Source organism: Arthrobacter sp. Rue61a, from assembly GCF_000294695.2.
GTDB lineage: Bacteria > Actinomycetota > Actinomycetes > Actinomycetales > Micrococcaceae > Arthrobacter > Arthrobacter aurescens_A.
In genome coordinates, this window is sequence record NC_018531.1 from 2,659,149 (window position 1) to 2,680,545 (window position 21,397).

The following is a 21,397-nucleotide window of genomic DNA, read 5'->3' on the forward strand; positions in this document are numbered from 1 at the left end:
ATGGACAACGTGGACACCACGCACTCCCCACGAGGTGCGCAGGCCCCCAGCGAATTCTTCAGCAAATCCTTGCAGGGGCGGACCCATGCCTCGGACGTTGAGGTGGACGGCAGCAACGTAGCGTACTGGACTTACGAACCGGTCATGGTCACTCCAATGACACGCACCATCCTGGTGATCCATGGCTTCCGGGGAGACCACCACGGGCTGCTGCGCGTGGCCGATCAACTTCCGGAGATGCGGATCATCATGCCGGACCTGCCCGCCTTCGGGAGTTCGGAGCCCTTCGTCGACGATGAGCACAGCGTTGAACGCTATGGAACGTTCATCTCCGGTTTCATGGCCGCCCTCGACTTGGATGACAAGACTGTCCTGCTGGGCCACTCCTTCGGCTCAATCGTGGCCAGCCACTTCACCGCCGCGAATCCGGGAACCGTCTTTCCGCTGATCCTGATCAACCCCATTGCTGCGCCCGCATTGGAGGGCCCCAAAGGCATCATGACCAAGCTTGCGGTGCTGTATTACCAGGCGTCCGCCAAGCTTCCCCGCCCTCTGGGACTGGCCGTCCTTCGCAATCGGCTGATCGTTCGCATCATGAGCATCACCATGGCCAAAACCAAGGATAAGGGCCTGCGCAGTTTCATCCACGGCCAGCATGACGCCTACTTCAGTGCCTTCGCGGACCGGAAGAGCCTGCTCGAATCGTTCAAGGCTTCCGTCTCAGGCAATGTGGCCGAGGTCGCCGAACAACTTACTCTCCCCGTGCTGTTGGTCGCCGGCGAGAAGGATGAAATAGCCACTCTCCCCAACCAGTACAAACTCATGAAACGACTACCTGACGCAAAGCTGGAAGTGATTCCCGGCGTCGGGCATTTAATCCACTATGAGACGCCGGTTCCGGCGGCAGCAGCAATCCGCACCTTCCTGGAGGAACATCCCGCGTGAAAATTGTCATCGACGCCCGCTTTACCCGAACGGACCACCACGATGGCATCAGCCGCTACGGTTCCAGCCTCATAGCCGCAACGTCCAAAATCGCCGACGTCACCATGCTGATCAGCGACAAGCGCCAACTGGCCCTGCTGCCCGACGTTCCGTATGTCATGGTCAACAGCCCCTTGTCTCCCTTGGAGCTGTTCGTCGCCCGCAAGGTCAACCCCCTGGGTGCTGACGTGGTGGTGTGTCCCATGCAGACCATGGGCACCGTGGGCCGCCGATACGGGCTGGTACTGACCCTGCACGACCTCATTTACTACGAACACCCGACTCCCCCGGGCTTCCTGCCTGCCCCCGTGCGCCTGTTGTGGCGCCTCTACCACAAGGCGTTCTGGCCACAGCGATTCCTGCTTAACCGGGCGGACATCGTGGCTACCATCAGCCGCACCACCGAGGCCCTCATAGCCAAGTACAAGCTGACAAAGCGTCCCGTGCGCATTGTGGGCAACGCACCCCAACCGGGCCAGACAGCGCGCGACCCCGAGGCAGGCGCGGACAAGTCCCTGCTCTACATGGGTTCGTTCATGCCGTACAAGAACGTGGAAACCATGATCCGGGGTATGTCCGGCCTGCACGACTACACCCTTCACCTGCTCAGCAGGATCACTCCGCAGCGCAAAGAAGAACTGGAGGCGATGGTTCCTGAGGGAGCCAAGGTCCTTTTCCACAACGGTGTTACTGATGCCGAATACGACGAACTCCTCCTCAGGGCCACCGCGTTGATCAGCCTGTCACGAGCCGAAGGGTACGGTTTGCCGTTGGTGGAGGCGATGGCCTTGGGCACCCCCGTTATCGCAAGCGATATTCCGATTTTCCGTGAAGTGGGTGGGGACGCCGTCAGCTACGTCCACCCCGAATCGCCGACGGAATTCGCGGCCGCTGTGACGGCCCTTGCCGACGACGCACTTTGGCAGCAACGCTCCCGCCGGTCCGCGGAGCGCGCGGCAGAATTCAACTGGGACGAGTCTGCGCGGCAGCTCGTGGCTGCGGCGGAAGAAGTCGTGGCCCGGCGCGCACGCAAGACCCGGGAACGCGCTTAGCGCACTCCCAGGTCCCGGGGCGGCAGCCTGTCATCCAGTAGTCGCTCTTGACGCAGGCTGGTTGGTTACGGAGGATGCAATCTCTTCGTAGGGCCGCAGTCGGAACAGGGCGACGGCCGCGAGGAGGACCACCACGGCCACTCCGATGTAGAGCTGGTGGGGGTTCCATCCGTTGTCAAGCAGCGCGCCGACCGCAATGGGAGCGAGGATGGCACCGGCCCGGCCAATACCAATCCCCCAGCCCACACCCGTGGTGCGGACACCAGGCTCGTAGGTCATGGGAGCCACGGTGTAGAGGCCAGCGATGCAACCGTTGACGAGCATCCCGACGACCACGCCGGACGAGAACGCCAGCAGCGGCAGGGGGCTTGTGGTGATGAACAGGACGAGGGTCACGGCCGAGAGCACCGTGAAGACCATGAGGGTCAACCGCGCGTCCCACCGGGTGGTGAGCACGCCGAAGAGCAGCGAACCGAAGGTTCCGCCCATGGTGAGCATGAGTCCCCCGATGATGCCCTGCTGCTCCGTCATCCCTGATTCCACGAGCAGCCGGGGCGTCCATGAGTTGGCGAAGTAGAAGCCGAACATGATGACGAAGAAGGAGATCCAAAGCAGGATGCTGGCCGTGCGGTACCGCGGGCTCAGGAGCACGGCCACGCTGCCCTGCTGCTTACCGGCACTCACAGGGGCAGGACCGGGATTGACGTCACCCTCGAGACCCAGACGGCCGGCGATGCGCTGGAGCTTCCCGGCCGCGCCCGCCGGTCGCCGGGTGCGGAGGTAGTCGACGGACTCTGGCATGAGGACAACCACCAGAGCGATCGCCAACAGAGTCAGCAGGCCACCAACGAGGAACACGGAGCGCCACCCGAAGGCGGGGATGAGCTGGGTCGCTCCCATGCCACCGAGCGTGGCACCTACTCCATAGCCCGCGGTGAAGATGCTGACGGCCATACCGCGACGGCGGGCATTGGCGAACTCACTCGTGATCACAGTCGCAGAGGCGAGGATGCCGCCCACACCCAGTCCTGTGGCGACGCGCCACAGGCCGAGCTCGAGCGCGGAGTTCGCTGTTGTGGACAGCAACAGTCCGACCGCGTTGATCGCCAGTGCGACGATGAGGATCTTGCGCCGGCCGTAGCGGTCCGCGAAGGGCCCGAGGACGAGCGAACCCACGGCCATACCGATGAGGCCCGCGCTGAGCAGCCACCCAAGCTGGGAACCGGAGAGTCCGAACTCCTTGGTCACGGATGTGGCTGTAAAGGCCATGGCCAGCACGTCGTAGCCGTCGAGGGCGTTGAGGAAGGTGGTCACGGCGATGATGAGCCACTGGTAGGACGACATCTTGGATGCGTCGATCTGGTGTCTGATATCCATGGTACTGATGCCTCTCAGGGAACGTCGATGGTGAGGATGGTGGGACGGGGCGTCAGGACTGTGCCCGGTTCGGCAGCGACCACCCGCGAGACGCAGCAACACATTTTGGTGTTGGGTTCCTTCTGGCGGTCCGAGTAGAAAACGTCGCGGTGGTCGATCCGTCCGGCGAGCTCAAGGACCTTGACCTGGCACAGGCCGCACTCGCCCTTGCGGCAGTCCGACATCATGTCCACACCATCGCGCTCGAGGGCCTCCAGCACGGACTCATCGGAGCCGACATGTGTCTCTACCCCCAGCCGCGGTATCCGCACGGTGAATGGTTCTGCCTCGTACCAGCCGCTGTTGCCGAAAGTCTCGTAGCGCAGGTTCGTGGGCTCGAGCTCCCGCTCGGTCCATGCACGGCGGACAGCGTCCATGAGCCGAATGGGCCCGCACATGTAAAACTCTGCGTCCTCGGGGGCTGAGCCCACGAGGGCCCGGACGTCAAGGGGAACCCCCTCCGCGTCGATGTGCGCCTCGAAGCGGTCTCCGTGCATGGCAGCGAGGTCATCCAGGTAGGCCATCGCATCCCGGGAGCGGGCCACATAGACGAGGCGGTAGTCGGCGCCGAGGCGGCGCAGCAACGCGGCCATCCCGGCGATTGCGGTGATGCCGATGCCCCCGGCAAGCAAGACGTAGGAGGGGGCTCCGATCCGCAGCGGGAAGTTCTGCAACGGCTGGGTGATCTCCAGGCGCTGCCCGGGCTGGAGAGAGTGCATGAACACGGATCCGCCGCGGGAGGTGGGGGTCCGGAAGACGCTGAGGGCGAGGTGCGTGCCATCGTCGGCGGCATTGACCACGGAGTATGAGCGGACGTGCTGCTCGCCTTCGATGGTCGTGCGGACATCCACGTGCTCGCCGGGACGAATGGCGCAGGGACGCTCCGGACGCAGGACGATGCGGCGGATGTTCTCGGCCACGTCGGATACGGCGTCGACGACGGCCTGCTGCCACAGGATGTGATGGGAATCGGCCACGGTTTTCTCCCCTGCTCAGCTGCCCGGCAGGGCGGCGAGGCGGCTCTCGGCTTCGAGCGCACGCTCCAGGAGCCGGCGCACCCACATCCCGCCCATGTCGATGTTGAGGTTGTAGAACTCGTAGTCGGGGTTGGCGTCGATGGCCGCCTGCTGCGCAAGGAGCATGGCCTCGTCTTCGCCGAAGACCCCGTGCACGCCGTTGCGCAGCTGTGTGGTGATGAGCTGGCTCTCCAACCGGTAGTTGCGCATGAACGCCCAGAAGTAGTGGCAGGAACGTTCGGTCTCCGGCGTGATGGTGTTCATGACGTAGCCGTTCACCCCGCGGGAGCGGTCGCCCTCGGGGGCTCCGGTCCCGGCCTCGGCGACCCCGACGTCGATGCAGATGGTGGAGGGGAAGTAGTAATGGATGATCTGCCAGCGGTCCACCTTTCCCTCGAAGTCCGGGAACTTGTCCCGCATGTTCTTCAGCCAAAACGGTGGCGCGTCAATGTTGCGCATCCAGCGGGTGACAGTGACGGATGTCTCGTCGTGGGTCACCTCGAACTCGGACTCGGACAGTTCCTCTTGCCCGATCGAGGAGCTGTGCACGAACTCCTCGTGGGTGAGGTCCATGAGGTTGTCGAGGACCAGCTGGTAGTTGCATGGGGCGTGGATGGTCTCGCCGTCTCCCGCCCACTCGGGGCTGTCCAACTGGTGCATGTCCGGCAACAGGCCCGGGTCGGCCTTCGTAGGATCACCGAGCCAAACCCACACATAGCGGTACCGCTCGACCACAGGGAAAGAGGGCACCGTGGCTGAGGGATTGAGGGTTTCCTGCGCAGGCATCGAGGTGCAGCGGCCAGCAGCGTTGTAACGCAGCCCGTGGTACGGGCACTGGATCTCGTCACGGCCCACGAGTTTCCCCTGGGACAGCGGGGCAAGACGGTGCCAGCAAGCGTCGGCCAATGCGACGGCGCGGCCGTCTCCTGTTCGGTAGAGGGCCAGAGGGCGGCCGGCGATGGTGCGGGCCAGAATCCCTTTGGCGGAAATCTCATGATCCCACCCCGCCACGAACCATGCGTTGAGCGGAGAGGGCAGGAGCTTGGCGGTGGATGTGGTCTTTGTTGCAGAGACAGTCATGAAGCGGTCCTCATCTTTGAGCGGGCCGGAGAGAAAAAATAACTATCAACATAGTTATTTGGTGACGTGAGACACATACTATCTATCTCGATAGTGGTTTGCAAAGCTCTTCTGGGGCTAAGCTGTAATTGCCGTCCTGAAAGGAGCGCCTGTGACCCTTCGCTCAGCTCTGCTGGCACTGCTGTCCTCAGGTCCGCTGACAGGCTACGACTTGGTCAAGCAGTTCAGCTCCTCCGTGGGCCACGTCTGGCACGCCCCCGACTCCCAGATCTACCCGGAGCTGCGAAGGATGCACGCCGAGGGCCTACTCTCCAGCAGGCCTGTGCCGTGGGGCACCCGCGGAGCGACGAAAACGGAGTATGCCCTTGCGCCGGCAGGCGAGGCGGCTCTGATCGAGTGGCAGAATCAGCCGCTCACCTACGTCCGGGACCGGGACCCTGCGCGCCTCAGGGCCGCTTACTTCGAGTGGGCCCCGTCCGGCGTGGCGGCTGCGCAGCTGCGAGCTCACATCGCCCATTACGACGAACAACGCCTCCAAACTCTGTACATGATCCAAGCTCTCGAGCAGCGCACCCATCCCACGCTTGCCCGGCGCCTCGCCCTGTACTCCGAAGAGGAACGAGAGCATATTGTCCGCTTCAAGGTCTTCGCCTATGAAGGTCAGCTTGCCCATGCCGAGCAGGAAATCGCGTGGGCGAAGCGCGGCCTGCAGATACTTGAAGATATAGAGAACCCCGGAACGTCTGATCCAGTGAATGAACCAGGGACCTAGAGGACGTCTACGCCGTCCAAGCGCAACTGAACGGGTCCTGAGGTACGCTTAGCGGCATTTGCTACCTTCACGGCCCGCATGGCACGGGTGGCGGTCGCAGCGTCAGCGTAGGGAATGAAGTAGAGGGTCCTGACCTCCGAATCGCTCTCTTCGGCTGACGACTGGGCTCCTCCAAACAGGTGCACCGGCGCAGGTCCGGCTTTGCGAAGTTTCGGTGCCGACGCCAACTCGGCGTTGGCTTCCAGCGCGTCACTGAAATGCACGACGTCGGCCCTTGCGCCTGTCACGGAAGCTACCCTGACTGCGGGTGGCAGCTGCAGTTCCTTCCGAAGCGCCAGTTCGCGCGATGCGTAGCCGGAAGCATCCCACCGCAACAGTGCTCCCGTCGCCGCGGTGTCATCCGCAGTAATCACCACGAGCCCACCTTGGCTGGCTGGCTTCACGAGGGAGGCGGCATTGAACCACCGGCGAACAGTGTCCTCCCCCGCCCGCAGATTCTCCCGCCGGAGCAGCGAGTTGCCGTCCAACAGCAGGGCAGCCGCGTAACCGTTTGGGGCAACAGGCTCGGCACCCACCGTAGCGACTATCAGTGCGGGTGCATCCGGGACTGTTGCCTTGATGTGTTCGCCGGAGGACGTCACGACGGCCTTGCCGGGGAAGGCCCGTCCTAATTCCTCGGCAGTACGCATGACTCCAGCCGCTCCACGGCGCAGCTTTGTCCCACTGCAGTGGGTGCAACGCCATTGAGGAGCGGGGGTGGAGCACCACCGGCATGCCGGCATCGCGGAACTGCTGGACACGGCCAAGGGGCCCCGGCAGGCGTTGCAGCGCGCTAGTTCCCGGCACGTCTCGCACACCAAGGACGGGGCGTATCCCGCGCGGGCTACCTGGACCAGAACCGGGCCGCGCTCCAGGCCCTCCTTTGCCGCACGCCACGCCGCGCCAGGCAAACGCGCAATGCGCGCCAACGGATCGCGCTCTTGCTCGAAACTGTCCGCCGTGTTGAGAACCCGGGGCACCGTAGAGCGGACATGTGTGCGCGGAGCTTCAATGGGCACTGCCCACCGCATTTCAACGAGGCGTTGAAGTTCAGTGCTGCGGCTATGGGACGCCATGAGGCAGGCGGCATGCTCCTGCTCGGCGCGGAGCAGAAGGACCTCCCTGGTGTGTGCATAAGGAGCCCGTTGCTCGATGTGGAGGTCGTCGCCGTCGTCCCAGCACACCACCAAGCCAAGGTCGCGGACGGGAGCATACGCCGCCGAACGTGTGCCGATGGCGACCCCCGCCGCACCGGTCAATAGTCGCAGGAAATTCCGGTAGCGAGGCGTTTGCCCATCATCCGCGGTGAGCCGGGCGACGTCCGAAGACGGCAGGACGTTGGCAAGCGCCGCCTCCAACTGCTCAAGATCCCGGTAATCCGGCACTACCACCACGGCTCCCCGGCCTGAGGAACGGACCGTGGCAACGGCTGACGCCACGAGGGCGGGCCAACCACCAGGACCGAACCCTTGTAGGGCCGTCAGGACAGCCTTGGGCGAACCACCACTGGCTAGGTGCTGCAGGTACGGCGCTCCGTTGGAGTACGCCGCCCACGCACGGGCATCCGTGAACGGTTTCAGGTCCGCTGCGTCGGCGTCGAGATCTCCGGCCAAAAATTCCTTCTCCACCTTGGCCACACGGGGAGGCACAGCCGTCCGGAGAACATCGCTGAGCGTACCGGCGTACCGGGCAGCGACCGCGCCGGCCAACTCGGAGATAGCAGGGGTCAGGACAGCCAGCGGGGACACGACTTTATTCAGGACCGTCAGCGGATGGGCTGCATCCGAGTCCACACGCCGCTCGACGATATAACCATTGAGCTCCTGGCCGTTGAACTTCACCTTTACACGAACACCGGGAACCGCAGTTTCGGACAGCTCCGCGGGAACGCTGTAGTCAAAGGGCCTGTCCAAGTGCGGCACGGAAGACTCCAGGACGACGCGCGCAACGGGATTCACAGCTGCCAACGGAGGTCCGTTGACAGGAACCCGGTCCGGGAAACCTTGCAGCAGCGAGGGTTGAAGCAACGATGGCTGGGCCTCGTGTCCTGCCATACTTCACCTCCACCTCATCGCGCGGAAAACCACTGAGCACCATCAACACAGATGCCCGCAGCGGGATTGACCCGCTACGGGCATCTCTCTGTCTCCAGCCAACCACGAAGCACCGACAAAACAACATCAGCGATCAGGACCGGCCTGACGAAACAGCAATCAGGCGTTGAAGTATTCCTTCAGGTCAGCCACCCGGTCCAAGCGCTCCCATGTGAAGTCGGGTTCATCACGGCCGAAGTGACCGTGAGCCGCCGTCTTGGTGTAAATGGGTCGCTTGAGGTCCAGTGCGTCGATGATGGCACGCGGACGGAGGTCGAACAATTCGTCGATGGCTTCACTGATGCGGGCAGGGTCAACAGTCTCCGTGCCGAAGGTCTCAACGTAGGTTCCAACAGGGCGTGCCTGGCCGATGGCGTAGGCAATCTGAATCTCAGCACGTTTGGCCAGTCCGGCGGCCACCACATTCTTGGCAACCCAGCGCATGGCGTACGCCGCTGAGCGGTCTACCTTGGACGGATCCTTGCCGGAGAAGGCGCCACCGCCGTGGCGTGAGAATCCACCGTACGTGTCCACGATGATCTTGCGGCCGGTCAGGCCCGCGTCGCCCACGGGTCCTCCGATGACGAAGGCGCCGGCCGGGTTCAAGATGTTTGCAGTCCGGGCGATATCCAGGTTGGACGCCGACAGAACAGGATCGATCACGTAGCTGGCCAAGTCCGCACGAAGCTGCTCCAGGCTCGCTTCTTCTGCGTGCTGGCTGGAGATGACTACCGTTTCAACGGAAACCGGCCGGTCGCCGTCGTATCCTACGGTGACCTGGGTCTTGCCATCCGGGCGCAGGTAAGCCAACTCGCCGTTCTTGCGGACTTCGGTCAGACGCTCGGAAAGTCGGTGGGCCAGCCAGATGGGCGTGGGCATGTAAGACGCCGTCTCATCGCTGGCGTAGCCGAACATGATGCCCTGATCGCCCGCGCCCTGGAGGTCGTAGTCGTCCTCCTGACGGCCTTCGCGGGCCTCGAGGGAGTTGAAGACGCCACCTGCGATGTCGTTGGACTGCTGGCCGATGGACACGGACACACCACAGCGGGCGCCGTCGAAGCCGTTGGCCGACGAGTCGTACCCAATACCCAGTATGGTCTCGCGGACAATCTGCGGAATTTCAACATAAGCGTCTGTGGTGACCTCACCCGCTACGTGCACCAGGCCTGTAGTGGCCATGGTTTCGACGGCCACACGGGACTCAGGATCAGCAGCCAGGAGCGCATCAAGGATGGCATCGCTGATTTGGTCGCAGATCTTGTCCGGGTGCCCTTCAGTGACCGACTCGGAGGTGAAGAGCCGGAGCTTGGACGGGGTGCCATGGTGTTCATGGTGCAGCGGTAAAGTCACTCGACCACCTTACTGGGTTGCGGGACGACGATATCTGCCGTGTGTCCCTTTGCTAAGAATTCGGGTGTGTGCTCAGTTACAAAGCCGGGAAGACCCGCGCAAGTTCGGCGCCCACCCGATCAATCACCGCGGCAGCGACATCGGCTTTGGTGCCGGCGGCCGACTGCGGCTCCGCTCCGTGACCGGACAGGATCACCACGGAATTGTCATCCTGGCCGAAGACGCGGCCAATACCCACCTGATTAACCACTAGGAGGTCGCAGCCCTTGCGTTTGAGTTTGGCCGTGGCATGCTCCAGGACGTCGCCCTGGGCGTCGCCTGTTTCGGCCGCGAAACCCACTATCAACTGCTGACCACCCTCGGCGTTGCGGCGTTCAACCAGCTCATGCAGAATGTCCGGGTTCCGGATCAACCGCACAACGGGCGCGTCCTCGCCGTCGACCTTCTTGATCTTGGTGTCCGACACCTCTGCCGGACGGAAGTCCGCCACGGCGGCGGCCATAATCACGACGTCGGAGTCCACCGCCGCTTTCAGCGCCGCCTCCCGCAGTTCCAAGGCTGATTCAACGCGGACAAGCTCGACGCCGGCAGGCGGATCGACGTCCATGTGCGCGGCGAGGAATCTGACAGTTGCCCCGGCAGCCAAGGCTGCAGCAGCCAGTGCCGCACCCTGCTTTCCAGAGGACCTGTTTCCCAGGAAGCGGACAGGGTCAAGCGCTTCCCTTGTCCCGCCGGCGGAAATGGTGACGGTACGGCCTGCCAGGGAGGCGTGCGCGGCAGGCGCTGCCTTCCCTTCGCCCTCCACGGAAGCCTCGGCCAAAGCCATAGCCGCAGCAAAGATCGCTTCCGGGTCCGGCAAGCGGCCGGGGCCTGAGTCAGCACCCGTGAGTCGACCGGAGGCAGGCTCGAGCACCGTCACACCTCGGCTGCGCAGCGTCTCCACGTTGGCCTGGGTTGCGGCGTGCTGCCACATTTCCGTGTGCATCGCAGGAGCGAAGAGCACTGGACCGTGGGCCATCAGCAGCGTGTTGGTGAGGAGGTCGCCCGCCTGTCCGGTTGCTGCTTTGGCCAAGAGGTCGGCCGTGGCTGGAGCAACCACGATCAGGTCTGCATCATGCCCCAAGCGGACGTGGTTGACCTTCTCAACGTCGTCAAAGACGCTGTTGCTCACAGGGTTGCCGGACAGGGCTTCCCACGTGGCCACTCCGACGAACCGGGTAGCAGCTTCTGTGGGAATGACCGTTACCTTGTGGCCGGCTTCAGTAAAAAGCCGGAGGAGCGATGCAACCTTGTAGGCTGCAATCCCTCCCCCGACTCCGAGGACTATGCGCACGTGACCTCCGTCAACAGGCAGTCTTTGTTATTCGGTGGGCTCGATCGGCGTGGAAACCAGAAGGCCTTCGTTGATCTCGCGGAGTGCGATGGACAGCGACTTCTCGTTCAGCTTGGTGTCAACAAGCGGGCCGACGTACTCGAACAGGCCCTCGTGCAGCTGTGCGTAGTAGGCGTTGATCTGGCGGGCGCGCTTGGCGCCGAAGATGACCAGGCCGTACTTGGAATCAGCAGCCTCAAGCAGCGAATCGATCGGCGGGTTGATGATGCCTTCAAGGTTCGTGGACACGAATTCTCCAAATTTTAGCGGGCCAACAAATGCAAGCGCTTAGCGCTGGTGCGGGGTAAGCCCCATGAGTGAAACAAGCTCGTCCGCTGCCCGGCGAACGTCGTCATTGATGACGGTGTGGTCAAACTCCGGTTCAGCAGCAAGTTCCAGTTTAGCGGTTTCCAGCCTGCGCTGCTGTTCCTCGGGAGTTTCAGTACCGCGGCCCACCAAGCGGCGGACCATTTCGTCCCAGCTGGGCGGTGCCAGGAACACGAAATTCGCGTCCGGGACGGCAGCCTTGACTTGTCGTGCGCCCTGGAGGTCGATCTCCAGCAGCACTGACTTGCCGTCGGCGATGGCCGCGTCCACCGTGCTGCGAAGCGTTCCATAGCGGTTCTGGCCGTGCACCACGGCCCACTCCAGAAGTTCACCCTCAGCTACCAGGGAGTCGAACTCCTCCGCGGACTTGAAGAAGTAGTGAACGCCATCCTTTTCGCCCGGACGCGCGGCCCGGGTGGTTGCCGAGACTGAGAGCCAAACCTCCGGATAGTTGTCCCTGATGTAGGTGGATACGGTTCCCTTGCCAACGGCAGTGGGGCCTGCAAGGACAGTCAGTCCGGGTTTCTTGCTCACGGATTCCTTCGGGGAGATGCGTCAAACGCTTTGCTGGGTATCCATAAAATCTACCAGCGCCCGGGCCTGATGAATTCCCAGTCCCCGGATGCGCCTGGATCCTGCAATGCCAATCTCCGCCATGATCCCCGCAGCCCTGACGGGCCCGATGCCCGGCAACGCCTCCAGCAATTCCACCACCCGCATGCGGGCTATCGCTTCATCCGTTGAACCGGAAGAGATCAGCTCCGCAACACTCACCTCTCCGCGCTTGAGCCGTTCCTTGGCAGCGGCACGCACGGCCCGCGCCTTGGCAGCCTTTTCAAGCGCAGCGGAGCGCTCCTGCGGTGTCAGCTCTTTAAGGCCCACTGCCAAACCCCTGTCAGATCGCAATTGTGATCCAGATCACGCGGACTGATCCTGAACCTACCGGCAGGGGCCCGGTTGCGCAATGAGGGTGGGCAACTTACTCGGAGCGAAGCCCGTCCAGCGTCTCTGCTGTTGCGGCACGCAGGCTCGCCAAAGACGGACCAGCGGCCAGGATCCCCCTGCTGGAGGTCGCCAGGACTGAGGGATAGGCATGGCCGAAAGTCGCCCGAAGATCAGCAGGAGTAGCGCCCTGCGCGCCGAGTCCGGGGGCGAGGATCGCGCCGCGGACAGGAGCCAAGTTGATGTCCAGGTCCTCAAGCGCGGAACCGATAGTAGCGCCAACAACCAAACCGACGGAACCTAGAACGCCCTGATACCGCTGGTTCTCCGCTGCAGCAGCGGCAACCATCCGGCGCGCCACGGAGTCGCCTCCGCCAACGTGCTGGACAGACTTTCCTTCAGGATTCGATGTCAGTGCAAGCACGAACACTCCCCTGCCATACTGCGCAGCAAGATCCAAAGCCGGCCGCAGCGACTCAAAGCCAAGGTACGGGCTCAGGGTCACCGAGTCCGCAGCCAAGGACGAACCATCCCGCAGCCAAGCATCCGCATAAGCCGCCATGGTGGAGCCGATGTCCCCGCGCTTGGCATCGGCGATACTGAGCACGCCTGCCTCAGCGCATGCGGCCAGAGTGCGCTCCAGGGCCGCCATGCCGGCGGAGCCATGACGCTCATAGAGCGCCACCTGCGGCTTGACCGCGGCAGCGAGGGAAGCCACGGCCTCCACGACTGTCAACGAAAAGCGCTCCAGCCCCGCGGCGTCGTCGGTCAATCCCCAATCAGCCAAAAGCTGCGGGTGGGGGTCGATTCCGACGCAGAGCGGGCCGCGCGCGGCCATGGCGGCAGCCAGCCGGGAGCCAAAAGACTCCCGGACCGGCTGCTGCTCTTGCTGGGGTGAAGCAGACTCAGGCATTGGCTGCTTCCATTGCCGCCGACAGGTTGGCTGCGTGCTCCTGCAGGCTGGTCACCGACCATTCGTAGGTGCGCAGTGCCTCAATGGCCTGCACTGCGGCGTTGAACTCGGCAACGGTGGTGATGCAGGGAATGCCGATCGACGTTGCCGCGGCACGGAGCTCGTATCCGTCGCTGCGGGCTTCGCCACCGGAGGGCGTGTTGAAGACCATGTCGATCTCGCCGGCTATGACCAGATCCGCGATGGTGCCTTCGCCCTCGGCGCTGCTGCCCTCTGCCACCTTGCGGACCGGAGTCGCCTGGATGCCATTGCGGCGCAGGACGTCAGCAGTGCCACCGGTGGAAACAATCTCGAAGCCCAGGTCCGAGAGTCGCTTGACGCCCATGATCACGGAGCGCTTGTCACGGTTGGCCACGGAGACGAAGATCTTGCCCTCGGTAGGCAAGGCGTTGTTCGCAGCGGCCTGGCTCTTGGCGAACGCGGTGTCGAAGTGCTTGTCGATGCCCATGACTTCACCGGTGGAGCGCATTTCCGGGCCGAGCAGGGAGTCGACAACCTTGCCTTCAGGAGTACGGAAGCGGCTGAACGGAAGGACCGCTTCCTTGACGGCAACCGGGGCGTCCAAAGGCAGGGTGGAACCGTCGCCGGTTTCCGGCAGCATCTTGTAAGCGCCGCGGAGTTGGTTGATGGTCACGCCAGTACCAATGAGGGCAGCAGCCTTGGCCATCTGCACGCCCGTTGCCTTGGAGACGAACGGAACGGTGCGGGAAGCGCGCGGATTGGCTTCAAGGACGTACAGGACATCCGAGGCCAGCGCGAACTGGATGTTGATAAGTCCGCGGACGCCTACACCTTCGGCAATGGCACGGGTTGCCGTGCGCACACGCTCGATCACGTTGTTGCCAAGAGTAATCGGAGGAAGCACGCATGCGGAATCACCGGAGTGGATGCCCGCTTCTTCGATGTGTTCCATAATGCCGCCGAGGTACATGTCGGTGCCGTCGAAGAGTGCGTCGACGTCAATTTCGACCGCATCTTCAAGGAAGCGGTCAATCAGCACCGGGTGGTCCGGGGTGATTTCGGTGGCGTTGGCGATGTAGCGGGAGAGGTTGGCTTCGTCATAGACGATCTCCATGCCGCGGCCGCCCAGGACGTAGGACGGACGGACCAGCACCGGGTAGCCGATTTCGTCGGCGATCTTCTTGGCGTCCTCGAAGGAAACGGCGGTGCCGTTCTTCGGGGAGGTCAGGCCGGCTTCATCCAGGACGCGGGCAAAGGCTCCACGGTGCTCTGCGAGGTCGATCGCTTCCGGCGAGGTGCCCAGGATCGGAACACCCGCGTCGGCGAGCTGCTGGGCCAGCTTCAGCGGGGTCTGGCCGCCGAGCTGTACGAAGACGCCCATAACGCCACCGGTGCGCTCCTCTGCGGCAATGACCTCAAGGACGTCCTCAAGGGTCAGCGGCTCGAAGTAGAGACGCGTGGAGACGTCGTAGTCCGTGGAGACGGTCTCGGGGTTGCAGTTGACCATGACCGTCTCATAGCCGGCCTTGCGCAGCGCCATGGAGGCGTGGACGCAGGAGTAGTCGAACTCGATTCCCTGGCCAATGCGGTTGGGGCCCGAGCCCAGGATGATGACGGAGGGCTTGGCGTGCAGGCCTACTTCGTCTTCCTCGTCATAGGACGAGTAGTGGTACGGGGTGTAGGCGGCGAACTCTGCTGCACAGGTGTCAACCGTCTTGTAGACCGGACGAATGCCCAGCGCCTGGCGGACGCCCCGGACCACGGCCTCGTTGTTGTGCGTCAAAGCACCGATCTGCTCGTCGGAGAAGCCGTGGCGCTTGGCGTTGCGCAGCATTTCCTCCGTGAGGACGCCGGCCTTGCGGATCTCCTGCGCGGTCTCATTCAAGAGCTGCAGCTGATCCAGGAACCAGGGGTCGATCTTTGTGGCTTCGAAGAGGTCTTCCACCGTGGCGCCGCCCAAGAGCGCGCGCTGCACCTGGTGCAGGCGGTCCGTGGTGGGGCGCTTGGCCTTCTCAATGAGCTCGGCAACCTCGTACTCCGGCACGGAGCTGAAGTCCAGCTGCGAGCCCTTCTGCTCCAGTGAGCGAAGCGCCTTCTGCAGGGCCTCGGTGAAGTTACGACCCATGGCCATGGCTTCACCAACAGACTTCATGGTGGTGGTCAGCGTGTTGTCGGCTGCCGGGAACTTCTCGAACGCGAAACGCGGAACCTTGACCACTACGTAGTCCAACGTGGGCTCGAAGGAGGCCGGCGTCTTCTGGGTGATGTCGTTCGGGATCTCGTCCAAGGTGTAGCCAAGGGACAGCTTGGTGGCGATCTTGGCGATGGCAAAGCCGGTTGCCTTGGAGGCCAGGGCGGAGGAACGGGATACGCGGGGGTTCATCTCGATGACCACCACACGACCCGTGGCGGGATCGATGGCGAACTGGATGTTGCAACCACCGGTGTCCACGCCCACTTCGCGAATGACGGCGATGGAGACGTCGCGCAGCTTCTGGTACTCGCGGTCCGTGAGGGTCAGCGCCGGGGCGACCGTGATGGAGTCACCGGTGTGGACACCTACGGGGTCGAAGTTCTCGATGGAGCACACAACAACGACGTTGTCGTTCTTGTCGCGCATCATCTCGAGCTCGTATTCCTTCCAGCCGAGGATGCTCTCTTCGAGCAGGACCTCGGTGGTGGGGCTGTACTGGAGGCCTTGGCCGACGATGCGGCGGAGGTCGTCCTCGTTGTAAGCCAGCCCGGAGCCCAGGCCACCCATGGTGAAGGACGGACGGACCACCATGGGGTAGCCCAGGTCCTCGGCAGCAGCGAAGGCCTCTTCCATGGTGTGGATGATGTGGCTGCGTGCGGACTCTGCGCCACAACGCTCCACGACGCCCTTGAACTTCTCGCGGTCTTCGCCGAGCTCAATGGCCGCAATATTCGCGCCGATGAGTTCCACGTTGTACTTCTCCAGCACACCGTTCTTGTCCAGCGCGATGGCCGTGTTCAACGCAGTCTGGCCACCCAAGGTGGGCAGGATGGCGTCTGGGCGCTCCTTGGCGATGATCTTCTCCACCACCTCAGGAGTGATGGGCTCCACATACGTGGCATCGGCGAACTCCGGGTCCGTCATGATGGTGGCCGGGTTGGAGTTCACCAGGATGACCCGCAGGCCCTCCTCCTTGAGGACGCGAAGCGCCTGGGTACCGGAGTAGTCGAACTCAGCCGCCTGGCCGATGACAATGGGGCCGGAACCGATGACAAGGACGCTCTTGAGATCTGTACGCTTGGGCATTACTTCTTGTCCTCAGTCTTGGAGTCGGTGGAGTTGGCGCCTGTGGCCTTGGACTTGGTGTCGGCCATGAGGTCGATGAAGCGGTCAAAGAGGTACGCAGCATCGTGCGGTCCGGCCGCGGCTTCGGGGTGGTACTGGACCGAGAACGCCGGGATGTCGAGGCAGGCGAGTCCTTCAACGACGTCGTCGTTCAACGAAACGTGGCTTACTTCCACGCGGCCGAAGCGCTCTTCCGGCGCCACGGTGGAACCGTTCAGCGGTGCGTCAACGGCGAAACCGTGGTTTTGCGAGGTGATTTCCACCTTGCCGGTGCGGCGGTCCATGACGGGCTGGTTGATGCCGCGGTGGCCGTAACGGAGCTTGTAGGTGCCGAAACCCAGGGCACGGCCGAGGATCTGGTTACCGAAGCAGATGCCGAAGTATGGGAGCTTCTCATCAAGCACCGAGCGCAGAAGCGAGACCTGGTGGTCAGCTGTAGCGGGGTCGCCAGGTCCGTTGGACATGAAGAAGCCGTCCGGGTTGACCGCGTTGACGTCCTCAAGGGTGGACGTTGCAGGCAGGACGTGCACGCGCACGCCGCGCTCGGCGAAGCGGACCGGCGTCATGGCCTTGATGCCCAGGTCAACCGCCGCGATGGAGAAGCGCGGCTCACCTTCCCAGCCGTGGTCCTTGGGTTCCACAACGTAGGCCTCATCAATGGAGACTTCCTCAGCCAGCGCTGCGCCTTCCATGGGCGCACTGGCAAGGACAGCGTCCAGGAGTTCCTTGTCGCTGGCCTGTGCGGCCTCGCCGGAGAAAATGCCGGCGCGCATGGTTTTGTGCTCGCGGAGGTGGCGGGTGATGGCGCGAGTGTCTACGCCCTGGATGCCAACGATTCCCTGGTCCACCAGTTCATCATCGAGGCTGCGTTCGGAGCGCCAGTTTGAGGGGCGGCGGGCGGCGTCGCGCACAACATATCCGGCTACCCAGATGCGGCGGGATTCAGCGTCTTCGCTGTTGACGCCTGTGTTGCCGATGTGAGGCGCGGTCTGGACCACAAGCTGGCGGGCGTAGGAGGGATCAGTGATGGTCTCCTGGTACCCGGTCATGCCGGTGGCGAAGACGGCCTCACCGAGAGCCGTTCCCTGGGCTCCGTAGCTGCGGCCGCGGAACATGCGGCCGTCTTCGAGCACGAGTACTGCTGCTGAGGGGGCGGGTGTGGTGGCTGCTTTACTATCCGTCACTTTATTACTTTCCACTATCGGCATCTGCCTGAGGGGCTGCGGAGATCAATTCTTGGAGGGCTTCGAGGAGGAGCTGCTTGTCGGCTGCGTGCCTGGAACGGAATCCGGTGTCGAGTTCCCGGGAGCCAAGCTTCCAGTTGATGACCAGGAGTCCGTCCTTTTCGACGAACTTCCCGGCCATTCCGTTGGCTTCGCGGCTGTCCACCAGGGCTGAGCGCGGGATGAACACCGGGGCGGCGCCTGAACGGTCGAACAACGCACCTTCAGCATGGATGCTCAGTTCCGCGTTGGTCCGGATACCCAGGCCCTGGACTGCTATCCGGTCCAGCCAGTCGCCCGCCGTGGTGGTGGCAACGTACTGGCCGTCCGAGACAACGGTGGCCGGCGTCAGCTGCTCCGGCACCTCGGGGAGGCGTTCGACGTCGGCTTGTCGCCTTAGCCGGTTCCGCCACCCCAGCCAGATCATCGCCAAAACGATGACGATCAGCGGCACCGTGATGAGCACGGTCAGTGTTTGGTTGTCCATCAGTTGCTGCTGACTGCCGGGTACCTGTACGGCGTGTTGAGCTGGCCATCAAGCACCGTGGGGTGGCCCTTGAAGAAGGTCGCCACCACGGATCCAGGCAGCTCTTTGCCCTTGAACGGTGAATTGCGGCCCATGGTTGCCATTTTATGGGGGTCAACGGTCCAACGCGCAGCCGGGTCCACCAGAATGACGTTGGCCGGCTCGCCAACCTCCAACGGACGGCCCTGATCGGCGACGCGACCGATGACTGCGGGCGTGAAGGACGTGACCCTTGCAAAGTCGGCCCACGTCATGAGGCCGGTTTCGATCATGGTCTCCTGGACCACGGACAGGGCAGTTTCAAGACCGGTCATGCCCATGGCTGCCTGCGCCCACTCGCATTCCTTATGCTCGCTGGGGTGCGGGGCGTGGTCGGTTCCCACCACGTCGATGGTGCCATCGGCCAAACCCTCGCGGAGCGCCTGAACATCGGCGTCGGTGCGCAGCGGGGGGTTGACCTTGTACACGGGGTCGTAGCTGCGGACCAGTTCATCGGTGAGGAGCAGGTGGTGCGGGGTGACCTCGGCAGTAACGTTGATCCCTCGCGCTTTCGCCCAGCGCACGATCTCCACGGAACCTGCAGTGGAGACATGGCATACGTGGAGGCGGGAACCAACATGCTGTGCAAGCAGAACGTCGCGGGCGATGATGCTTTCCTCTGCAACAGCCGGCCAGCCGGTGAGTCCGAGCACCGCAGACACAGTGCCTTCATTCATTTGAGCACCGGCGGTAAGGCGCGGCTCCTGCGCATGCTGGGCCACCACGCCGTCGAACGCTTTGACGTATTCCAGGGCACGGCGCATGAGGACGGGATCGTGGACGCAGATGCCGTCGTCGGAGAACATCCGGACCTGCGCACGGGAGTCCGCCATGGCACCCAACTCGGCGAGCTGCTCGCCGGCCAAGCCCACCGTCACTGCACCGACGGGGCGCACGTCAACCCAGCCGGACGCCCGGCCCAGGCTGTGAACCTGCTCCACGACACCTGCAGTGTCTGCCACCGGGTTGCTGTTGGCCATGGCGTGGACCGCGGTGAAGCCACCAAGTGCAGCGGCCCGGGTACCGGTTTCCACCGTTTCGGCGTCTTCGCGGCCGGGTTCACGCAAGTGGGTGTGAACGTCCACCATGCCGGGCAGGGCGACGAGGCCCTGGGCGTCGATGACTGTTGCGTCGTCAGCTGACAGGTCCTTGCCGCGTGCTTCGATAACGCCGTCACGAATCAAGAGGTCTTCAGCTTCGCCGCCGAGGATGGCGGCCCCACGAATCAGGTAGGTGTTCTCGGCCATCAGTTGGTCTCCTTGCTGGACTGGCTTACGTTCGGGGCGGCTTCGCGGGAGTCCCCGGAGAGCAGCAGGTAAAGGGCGGCCATGCGGACCGAGACACCGTTCCGCACCTGCGCGAGCACGGTGGAACGCGGTGAATCTGCGGCCGCAGAAGATATCTCCAATCCCCGGTTCATGGGGCCTGGATGCATGATGATGGTGTCCTTCATGCCGAGGTCGTCCAGCATCCGGAGCCTAGCGTCATCGAAACCCCAGCGGCGCGAGTACTCGCGGGTTGAGGGGAAGAAGGACGCGTTCATGCGCTCACCCTGGACACGCAGCATCATCATGGCGTCGATGCCTGCTTCCAACGTCTCGTCCAGGTTGTAGCTGACTTTGCAAGGCCAGTGCTCGACGCCGATGGGCAGCAGAGTAGGCGGCGCCACCAAGGTGACCTCGGCGCCAAGGGTCTTCAGCAACCAAACGTTGGACCGGGCGACACGGGAGTGCAAGACATCCCCGGCGATCGCTACGCGCATGCCCTTCAGATCTGCTCCCGTGGACTCAGTACCGTTGACCTGCGACCAATGGCGGCGCATGGTGAACGCATCCAACAGTGCCTGGGTAGGGTGCTCATGGGTACCGTCGCCGGCGTTAATGACAGCTGCGTCTATCCAGTCGGTGGCGGCGAGCCTGTGCGGCGCGCCGGAAGCCCAGTGGCGGATAACGACGGCGTCCGCGCCCATGGCTGCGAGTGTCTGCGCGGTGTCCTTAAGGGACTCCCCCTTGGAAACCGACGATCCTTTGGCGGCGAAGTTGATAACATCCGCTGACAGGCGTTTGGCTGCCGCCTCAAAGGAGATACGGGTACGGGTGGAGTCTTCGAAGAAAAGATTAACCACGGTGCGGCCGCGGAGTGCCGGGAGTTTCTTTACTTCACGCTCGCCGACGGCGGACATTTCCTCCGCCGTGTCCAAAACACGAACGGCGTCGAAGAGACTGAGGTTTTCGGTGGAAAGGAGGTGCTTCACTTGCCAGCCTCAATTACTACCTCGTTGACGGGCACGCCGTCCACGGAGTCGATCTCCTCGAGGTGGACCCGGACTTTCTCGGATGAGGAAGTGGGCAGGTTCTTGCCCACGTGGTCTGCCCGGATGGGAAGCTCGCGGTGGCCCCGGTCCACCAGCACAGCCAAGCGGACGATCCGTGGGCGCCCAAGGTCAACCAAAGCGTCCAACGCGGCGCGAATGGTCCGACCGGAATAAAGAACGTCGTCGATCAGGACAACAACCTTGTTGTCGATCCCGGACAACGGGAGCCGTGTGTGGCGTGGGGGCCGCGTGGGCTGATGGGAGAGGTCGTCACGGAACATGGTGACATCCAGCTGGCCAACCATCGTCTCGGCGTTCACCGTGGGGTCGGCGGCTGCAATTTTGTTGGCAAGCCGCACTGCCAAAGGATAGCCGCGGCTGGGAATGCCCAACAGGACAAGGTCCTGGGAGCCTTTATTGGCTTCGAGGATCTCGTGGGCGATACGAGTGAGCGCACGATCAATGTCCGCCTGATTGAGAACAACCCGCGACGGCACGTGCGCTGAAGTGACTTCAGTCATCGCTCGTCTCCCCTTTCCCCGCCTCACGGGACGGAATTAAAAAAGGAATATTTGCTTTTCAAAGCTACCACAGCGCCT

The 21,397-nt window shown here is 63.3% G+C and carries 19 protein-coding genes; 3 read left to right on the plus strand and 16 right to left on the minus strand.

Annotated elements, in window-relative coordinates; translation table 11 throughout:
* Both ARUE_RS12045 and ARUE_RS12050 read left to right on the plus strand, forming a co-directional pair.
* Positions 1 to 945, plus strand: coding sequence for an alpha/beta fold hydrolase (locus ARUE_RS12045; RefSeq protein ID WP_011774937.1), 945 nt, complete (start codon positions 1 to 3; stop codon positions 943 to 945).
* The gene (locus ARUE_RS12050; protein WP_014921967.1) at positions 942 to 2,036 is read left to right on the plus strand and encodes a glycosyltransferase family 4 protein; all 1,095 of its coding nucleotides are present in this window, start codon (positions 942 to 944) and stop codon (positions 2,034 to 2,036) included. The genes ARUE_RS12045 and ARUE_RS12050 overlap by 4 nt, the downstream gene beginning before the upstream one ends.
* Positions 2,037 to 2,066: 30 nt before the next feature.
* Here the strand turns inward: ARUE_RS12050 and ARUE_RS12055 are convergent, their stop codons facing one another.
* The 3 genes from ARUE_RS12055 to ARUE_RS12065 are packed head-to-tail and all read right to left on the minus strand — an operon-like array spanning position 2,067 to position 5,548.
* A complete protein-coding gene (locus ARUE_RS12055) occupies positions 2,067 to 3,413 on the minus strand; it encodes an MFS transporter (protein ID WP_014921968.1) in 1,347 nt (448 codons plus the stop codon).
* Between the two features lie 14 nt (positions 3,414 to 3,427).
* Positions 3,428 to 4,429, minus strand: coding sequence for a PDR/VanB family oxidoreductase (locus tag ARUE_RS12060; RefSeq protein ID WP_011774940.1), 1,002 nt, complete (start codon positions 4,427 to 4,429; stop codon positions 3,428 to 3,430).
* Positions 4,430 to 4,444: 15 nt separating this feature from the next.
* Positions 4,445 to 5,548 carry an aromatic ring-hydroxylating oxygenase subunit alpha gene (locus tag ARUE_RS12065; RefSeq protein WP_014921969.1) on the minus strand — a complete coding sequence of 368 codons (1,104 nt, stop codon included), beginning with the start codon at positions 5,546 to 5,548 and terminating at the stop codon, positions 4,445 to 4,447.
* Between the two features lie 151 nt (positions 5,549 to 5,699).
* On the opposite strand from ARUE_RS12065, the gene ARUE_RS12070 reads away from it, so the two are divergent.
* Positions 5,700 to 6,320: a PadR family transcriptional regulator gene (locus ARUE_RS12070; RefSeq protein ID WP_011774941.1), complete on the plus strand. Its 621-nt coding sequence runs from the start codon at positions 5,700 to 5,702 to the stop codon at positions 6,318 to 6,320.
* Here ARUE_RS12070 and ARUE_RS12075 read toward each other — a convergent pair.
* From ARUE_RS12075 to pyrR, 13 genes are all read right to left on the minus strand, one after another.
* Positions 6,317 to 8,413 (minus strand): primosomal protein N', encoded by a 2,097-nt coding sequence (locus ARUE_RS12075; protein ID WP_014921970.1) that lies wholly within the window; start codon positions 8,411 to 8,413, stop codon positions 6,317 to 6,319. The two genes, ARUE_RS12070 and ARUE_RS12075, sit on opposite strands and share 4 nt — an antisense overlap.
* Before the next feature lie 159 nt (positions 8,414 to 8,572).
* Positions 8,573 to 9,802, minus strand: a complete 1,230-nt coding sequence (metK, locus tag ARUE_RS12080; protein ID WP_014921971.1) for a methionine adenosyltransferase — start codon at positions 9,800 to 9,802, stop codon at positions 8,573 to 8,575.
* 76 nt (positions 9,803 to 9,878) lie between these two features.
* Entirely contained in the window at positions 9,879 to 11,135 is a 1,257-nt protein-coding gene (coaBC, locus tag ARUE_RS12085) for a bifunctional phosphopantothenoylcysteine decarboxylase/phosphopantothenate--cysteine ligase CoaBC (RefSeq protein ID WP_011774944.1), read from the minus strand.
* A gap of 27 nt (positions 11,136 to 11,162) precedes the next feature.
* Positions 11,163 to 11,423, minus strand: coding sequence for a DNA-directed RNA polymerase subunit omega (gene rpoZ, locus ARUE_RS12090; protein WP_011774945.1), 261 nt, complete (start codon positions 11,421 to 11,423; stop codon positions 11,163 to 11,165).
* A 39-nt stretch (positions 11,424 to 11,462) separates the two neighbouring features.
* Positions 11,463 to 12,035, minus strand: a complete 573-nt coding sequence (gene gmk, locus ARUE_RS12095) for a guanylate kinase (protein WP_011774946.1) — start codon at positions 12,033 to 12,035, stop codon at positions 11,463 to 11,465.
* Between the two features lie 21 nt (positions 12,036 to 12,056).
* Positions 12,057 to 12,383: an integration host factor, actinobacterial type gene (gene mihF, locus ARUE_RS12100; protein ID WP_014921972.1), complete on the minus strand. Its 327-nt coding sequence runs from the start codon at positions 12,381 to 12,383 to the stop codon at positions 12,057 to 12,059.
* A gap of 97 nt (positions 12,384 to 12,480) precedes the next feature.
* Entirely contained in the window at positions 12,481 to 13,356 is an 876-nt protein-coding gene (gene pyrF / locus ARUE_RS12105) for an orotidine-5'-phosphate decarboxylase (protein ID WP_011774948.1), read from the minus strand.
* Positions 13,349 to 16,657, minus strand: a complete 3,309-nt coding sequence (gene carB / locus ARUE_RS12110) for a carbamoyl-phosphate synthase large subunit (RefSeq protein WP_011774949.1) — start codon at positions 16,655 to 16,657, stop codon at positions 13,349 to 13,351. The genes pyrF and carB overlap by 8 nt, the downstream gene beginning before the upstream one ends.
* Entirely contained in the window at positions 16,657 to 17,904 is a 1,248-nt protein-coding gene (carA, locus tag ARUE_RS12115) for a glutamine-hydrolyzing carbamoyl-phosphate synthase small subunit (protein WP_014921973.1), read from the minus strand. The genes carB and carA overlap by 1 nt, the downstream gene beginning before the upstream one ends.
* Positions 17,885 to 18,406 carry a PH-like domain-containing protein gene (locus ARUE_RS12120; protein ID WP_011774951.1) on the minus strand — a complete coding sequence of 174 codons (522 nt, stop codon included), beginning with the start codon at positions 18,404 to 18,406 and terminating at the stop codon, positions 17,885 to 17,887. Before ARUE_RS12120 ends, carA begins: the two co-directional genes overlap by 20 nt.
* Positions 18,406 to 19,731, minus strand: a complete 1,326-nt coding sequence (locus ARUE_RS12125; RefSeq protein ID WP_011774952.1) for a dihydroorotase — start codon at positions 19,729 to 19,731, stop codon at positions 18,406 to 18,408. Before ARUE_RS12125 ends, ARUE_RS12120 begins: the two co-directional genes overlap by 1 nt.
* Positions 19,731 to 20,738 (minus strand): aspartate carbamoyltransferase catalytic subunit, encoded by a 1,008-nt coding sequence (locus tag ARUE_RS12130; RefSeq protein ID WP_011774953.1) that lies wholly within the window; start codon positions 20,736 to 20,738, stop codon positions 19,731 to 19,733. Before ARUE_RS12130 ends, ARUE_RS12125 begins: the two co-directional genes overlap by 1 nt.
* Positions 20,735 to 21,319: a bifunctional pyr operon transcriptional regulator/uracil phosphoribosyltransferase PyrR gene (gene pyrR, locus ARUE_RS12135; protein WP_014921974.1), complete on the minus strand. Its 585-nt coding sequence runs from the start codon at positions 21,317 to 21,319 to the stop codon at positions 20,735 to 20,737. Before pyrR ends, ARUE_RS12130 begins: the two co-directional genes overlap by 4 nt.
* Positions 21,320 to 21,397: the final 78 nt, after the last annotated feature.

Coding starts and splice junctions, on each gene's coding strand:
- ARUE_RS12045 (WP_011774937.1), top strand. CDS start 1: ATGGACAACGTGGACACCACGCACTCCCCACGAGGTGCGCAGGCCCCC.
- ARUE_RS12055 (WP_014921968.1), bottom strand. CDS start 3,413: ATGGATATCAGACACCAGATCGACGCATCCAAGATGTCGTCCTACCAG.
- ARUE_RS12065 (WP_014921969.1), bottom strand. CDS start 5,548: ATGACTGTCTCTGCAACAAAGACCACATCCACCGCCAAGCTCCTGCCC.
- ARUE_RS12075 (WP_014921970.1), bottom strand. CDS start 8,413: ATGGCAGGACACGAGGCCCAGCCATCGTTGCTTCAACCCTCGCTGCTG.
- pyrF (WP_011774948.1), bottom strand. CDS start 13,356: ATGCCTGAGTCTGCTTCACCCCAGCAAGAGCAGCAGCCGGTCCGGGAG.
- carB (WP_011774949.1), bottom strand. CDS start 16,657: ATGCCCAAGCGTACAGATCTCAAGAGCGTCCTTGTCATCGGTTCCGGC.
- carA (WP_014921973.1), bottom strand. CDS start 17,904: ATGCCGATAGTGGAAAGTAATAAAGTGACGGATAGTAAAGCAGCCACC.
- ARUE_RS12120 (WP_011774951.1), bottom strand. CDS start 18,406: ATGGACAACCAAACACTGACCGTGCTCATCACGGTGCCGCTGATCGTC.
- ARUE_RS12125 (WP_011774952.1), bottom strand. CDS start 19,731: ATGGCCGAGAACACCTACCTGATTCGTGGGGCCGCCATCCTCGGCGGC.
- pyrR (WP_014921974.1), bottom strand. CDS start 21,319: ATGACTGAAGTCACTTCAGCGCACGTGCCGTCGCGGGTTGTTCTCAAT.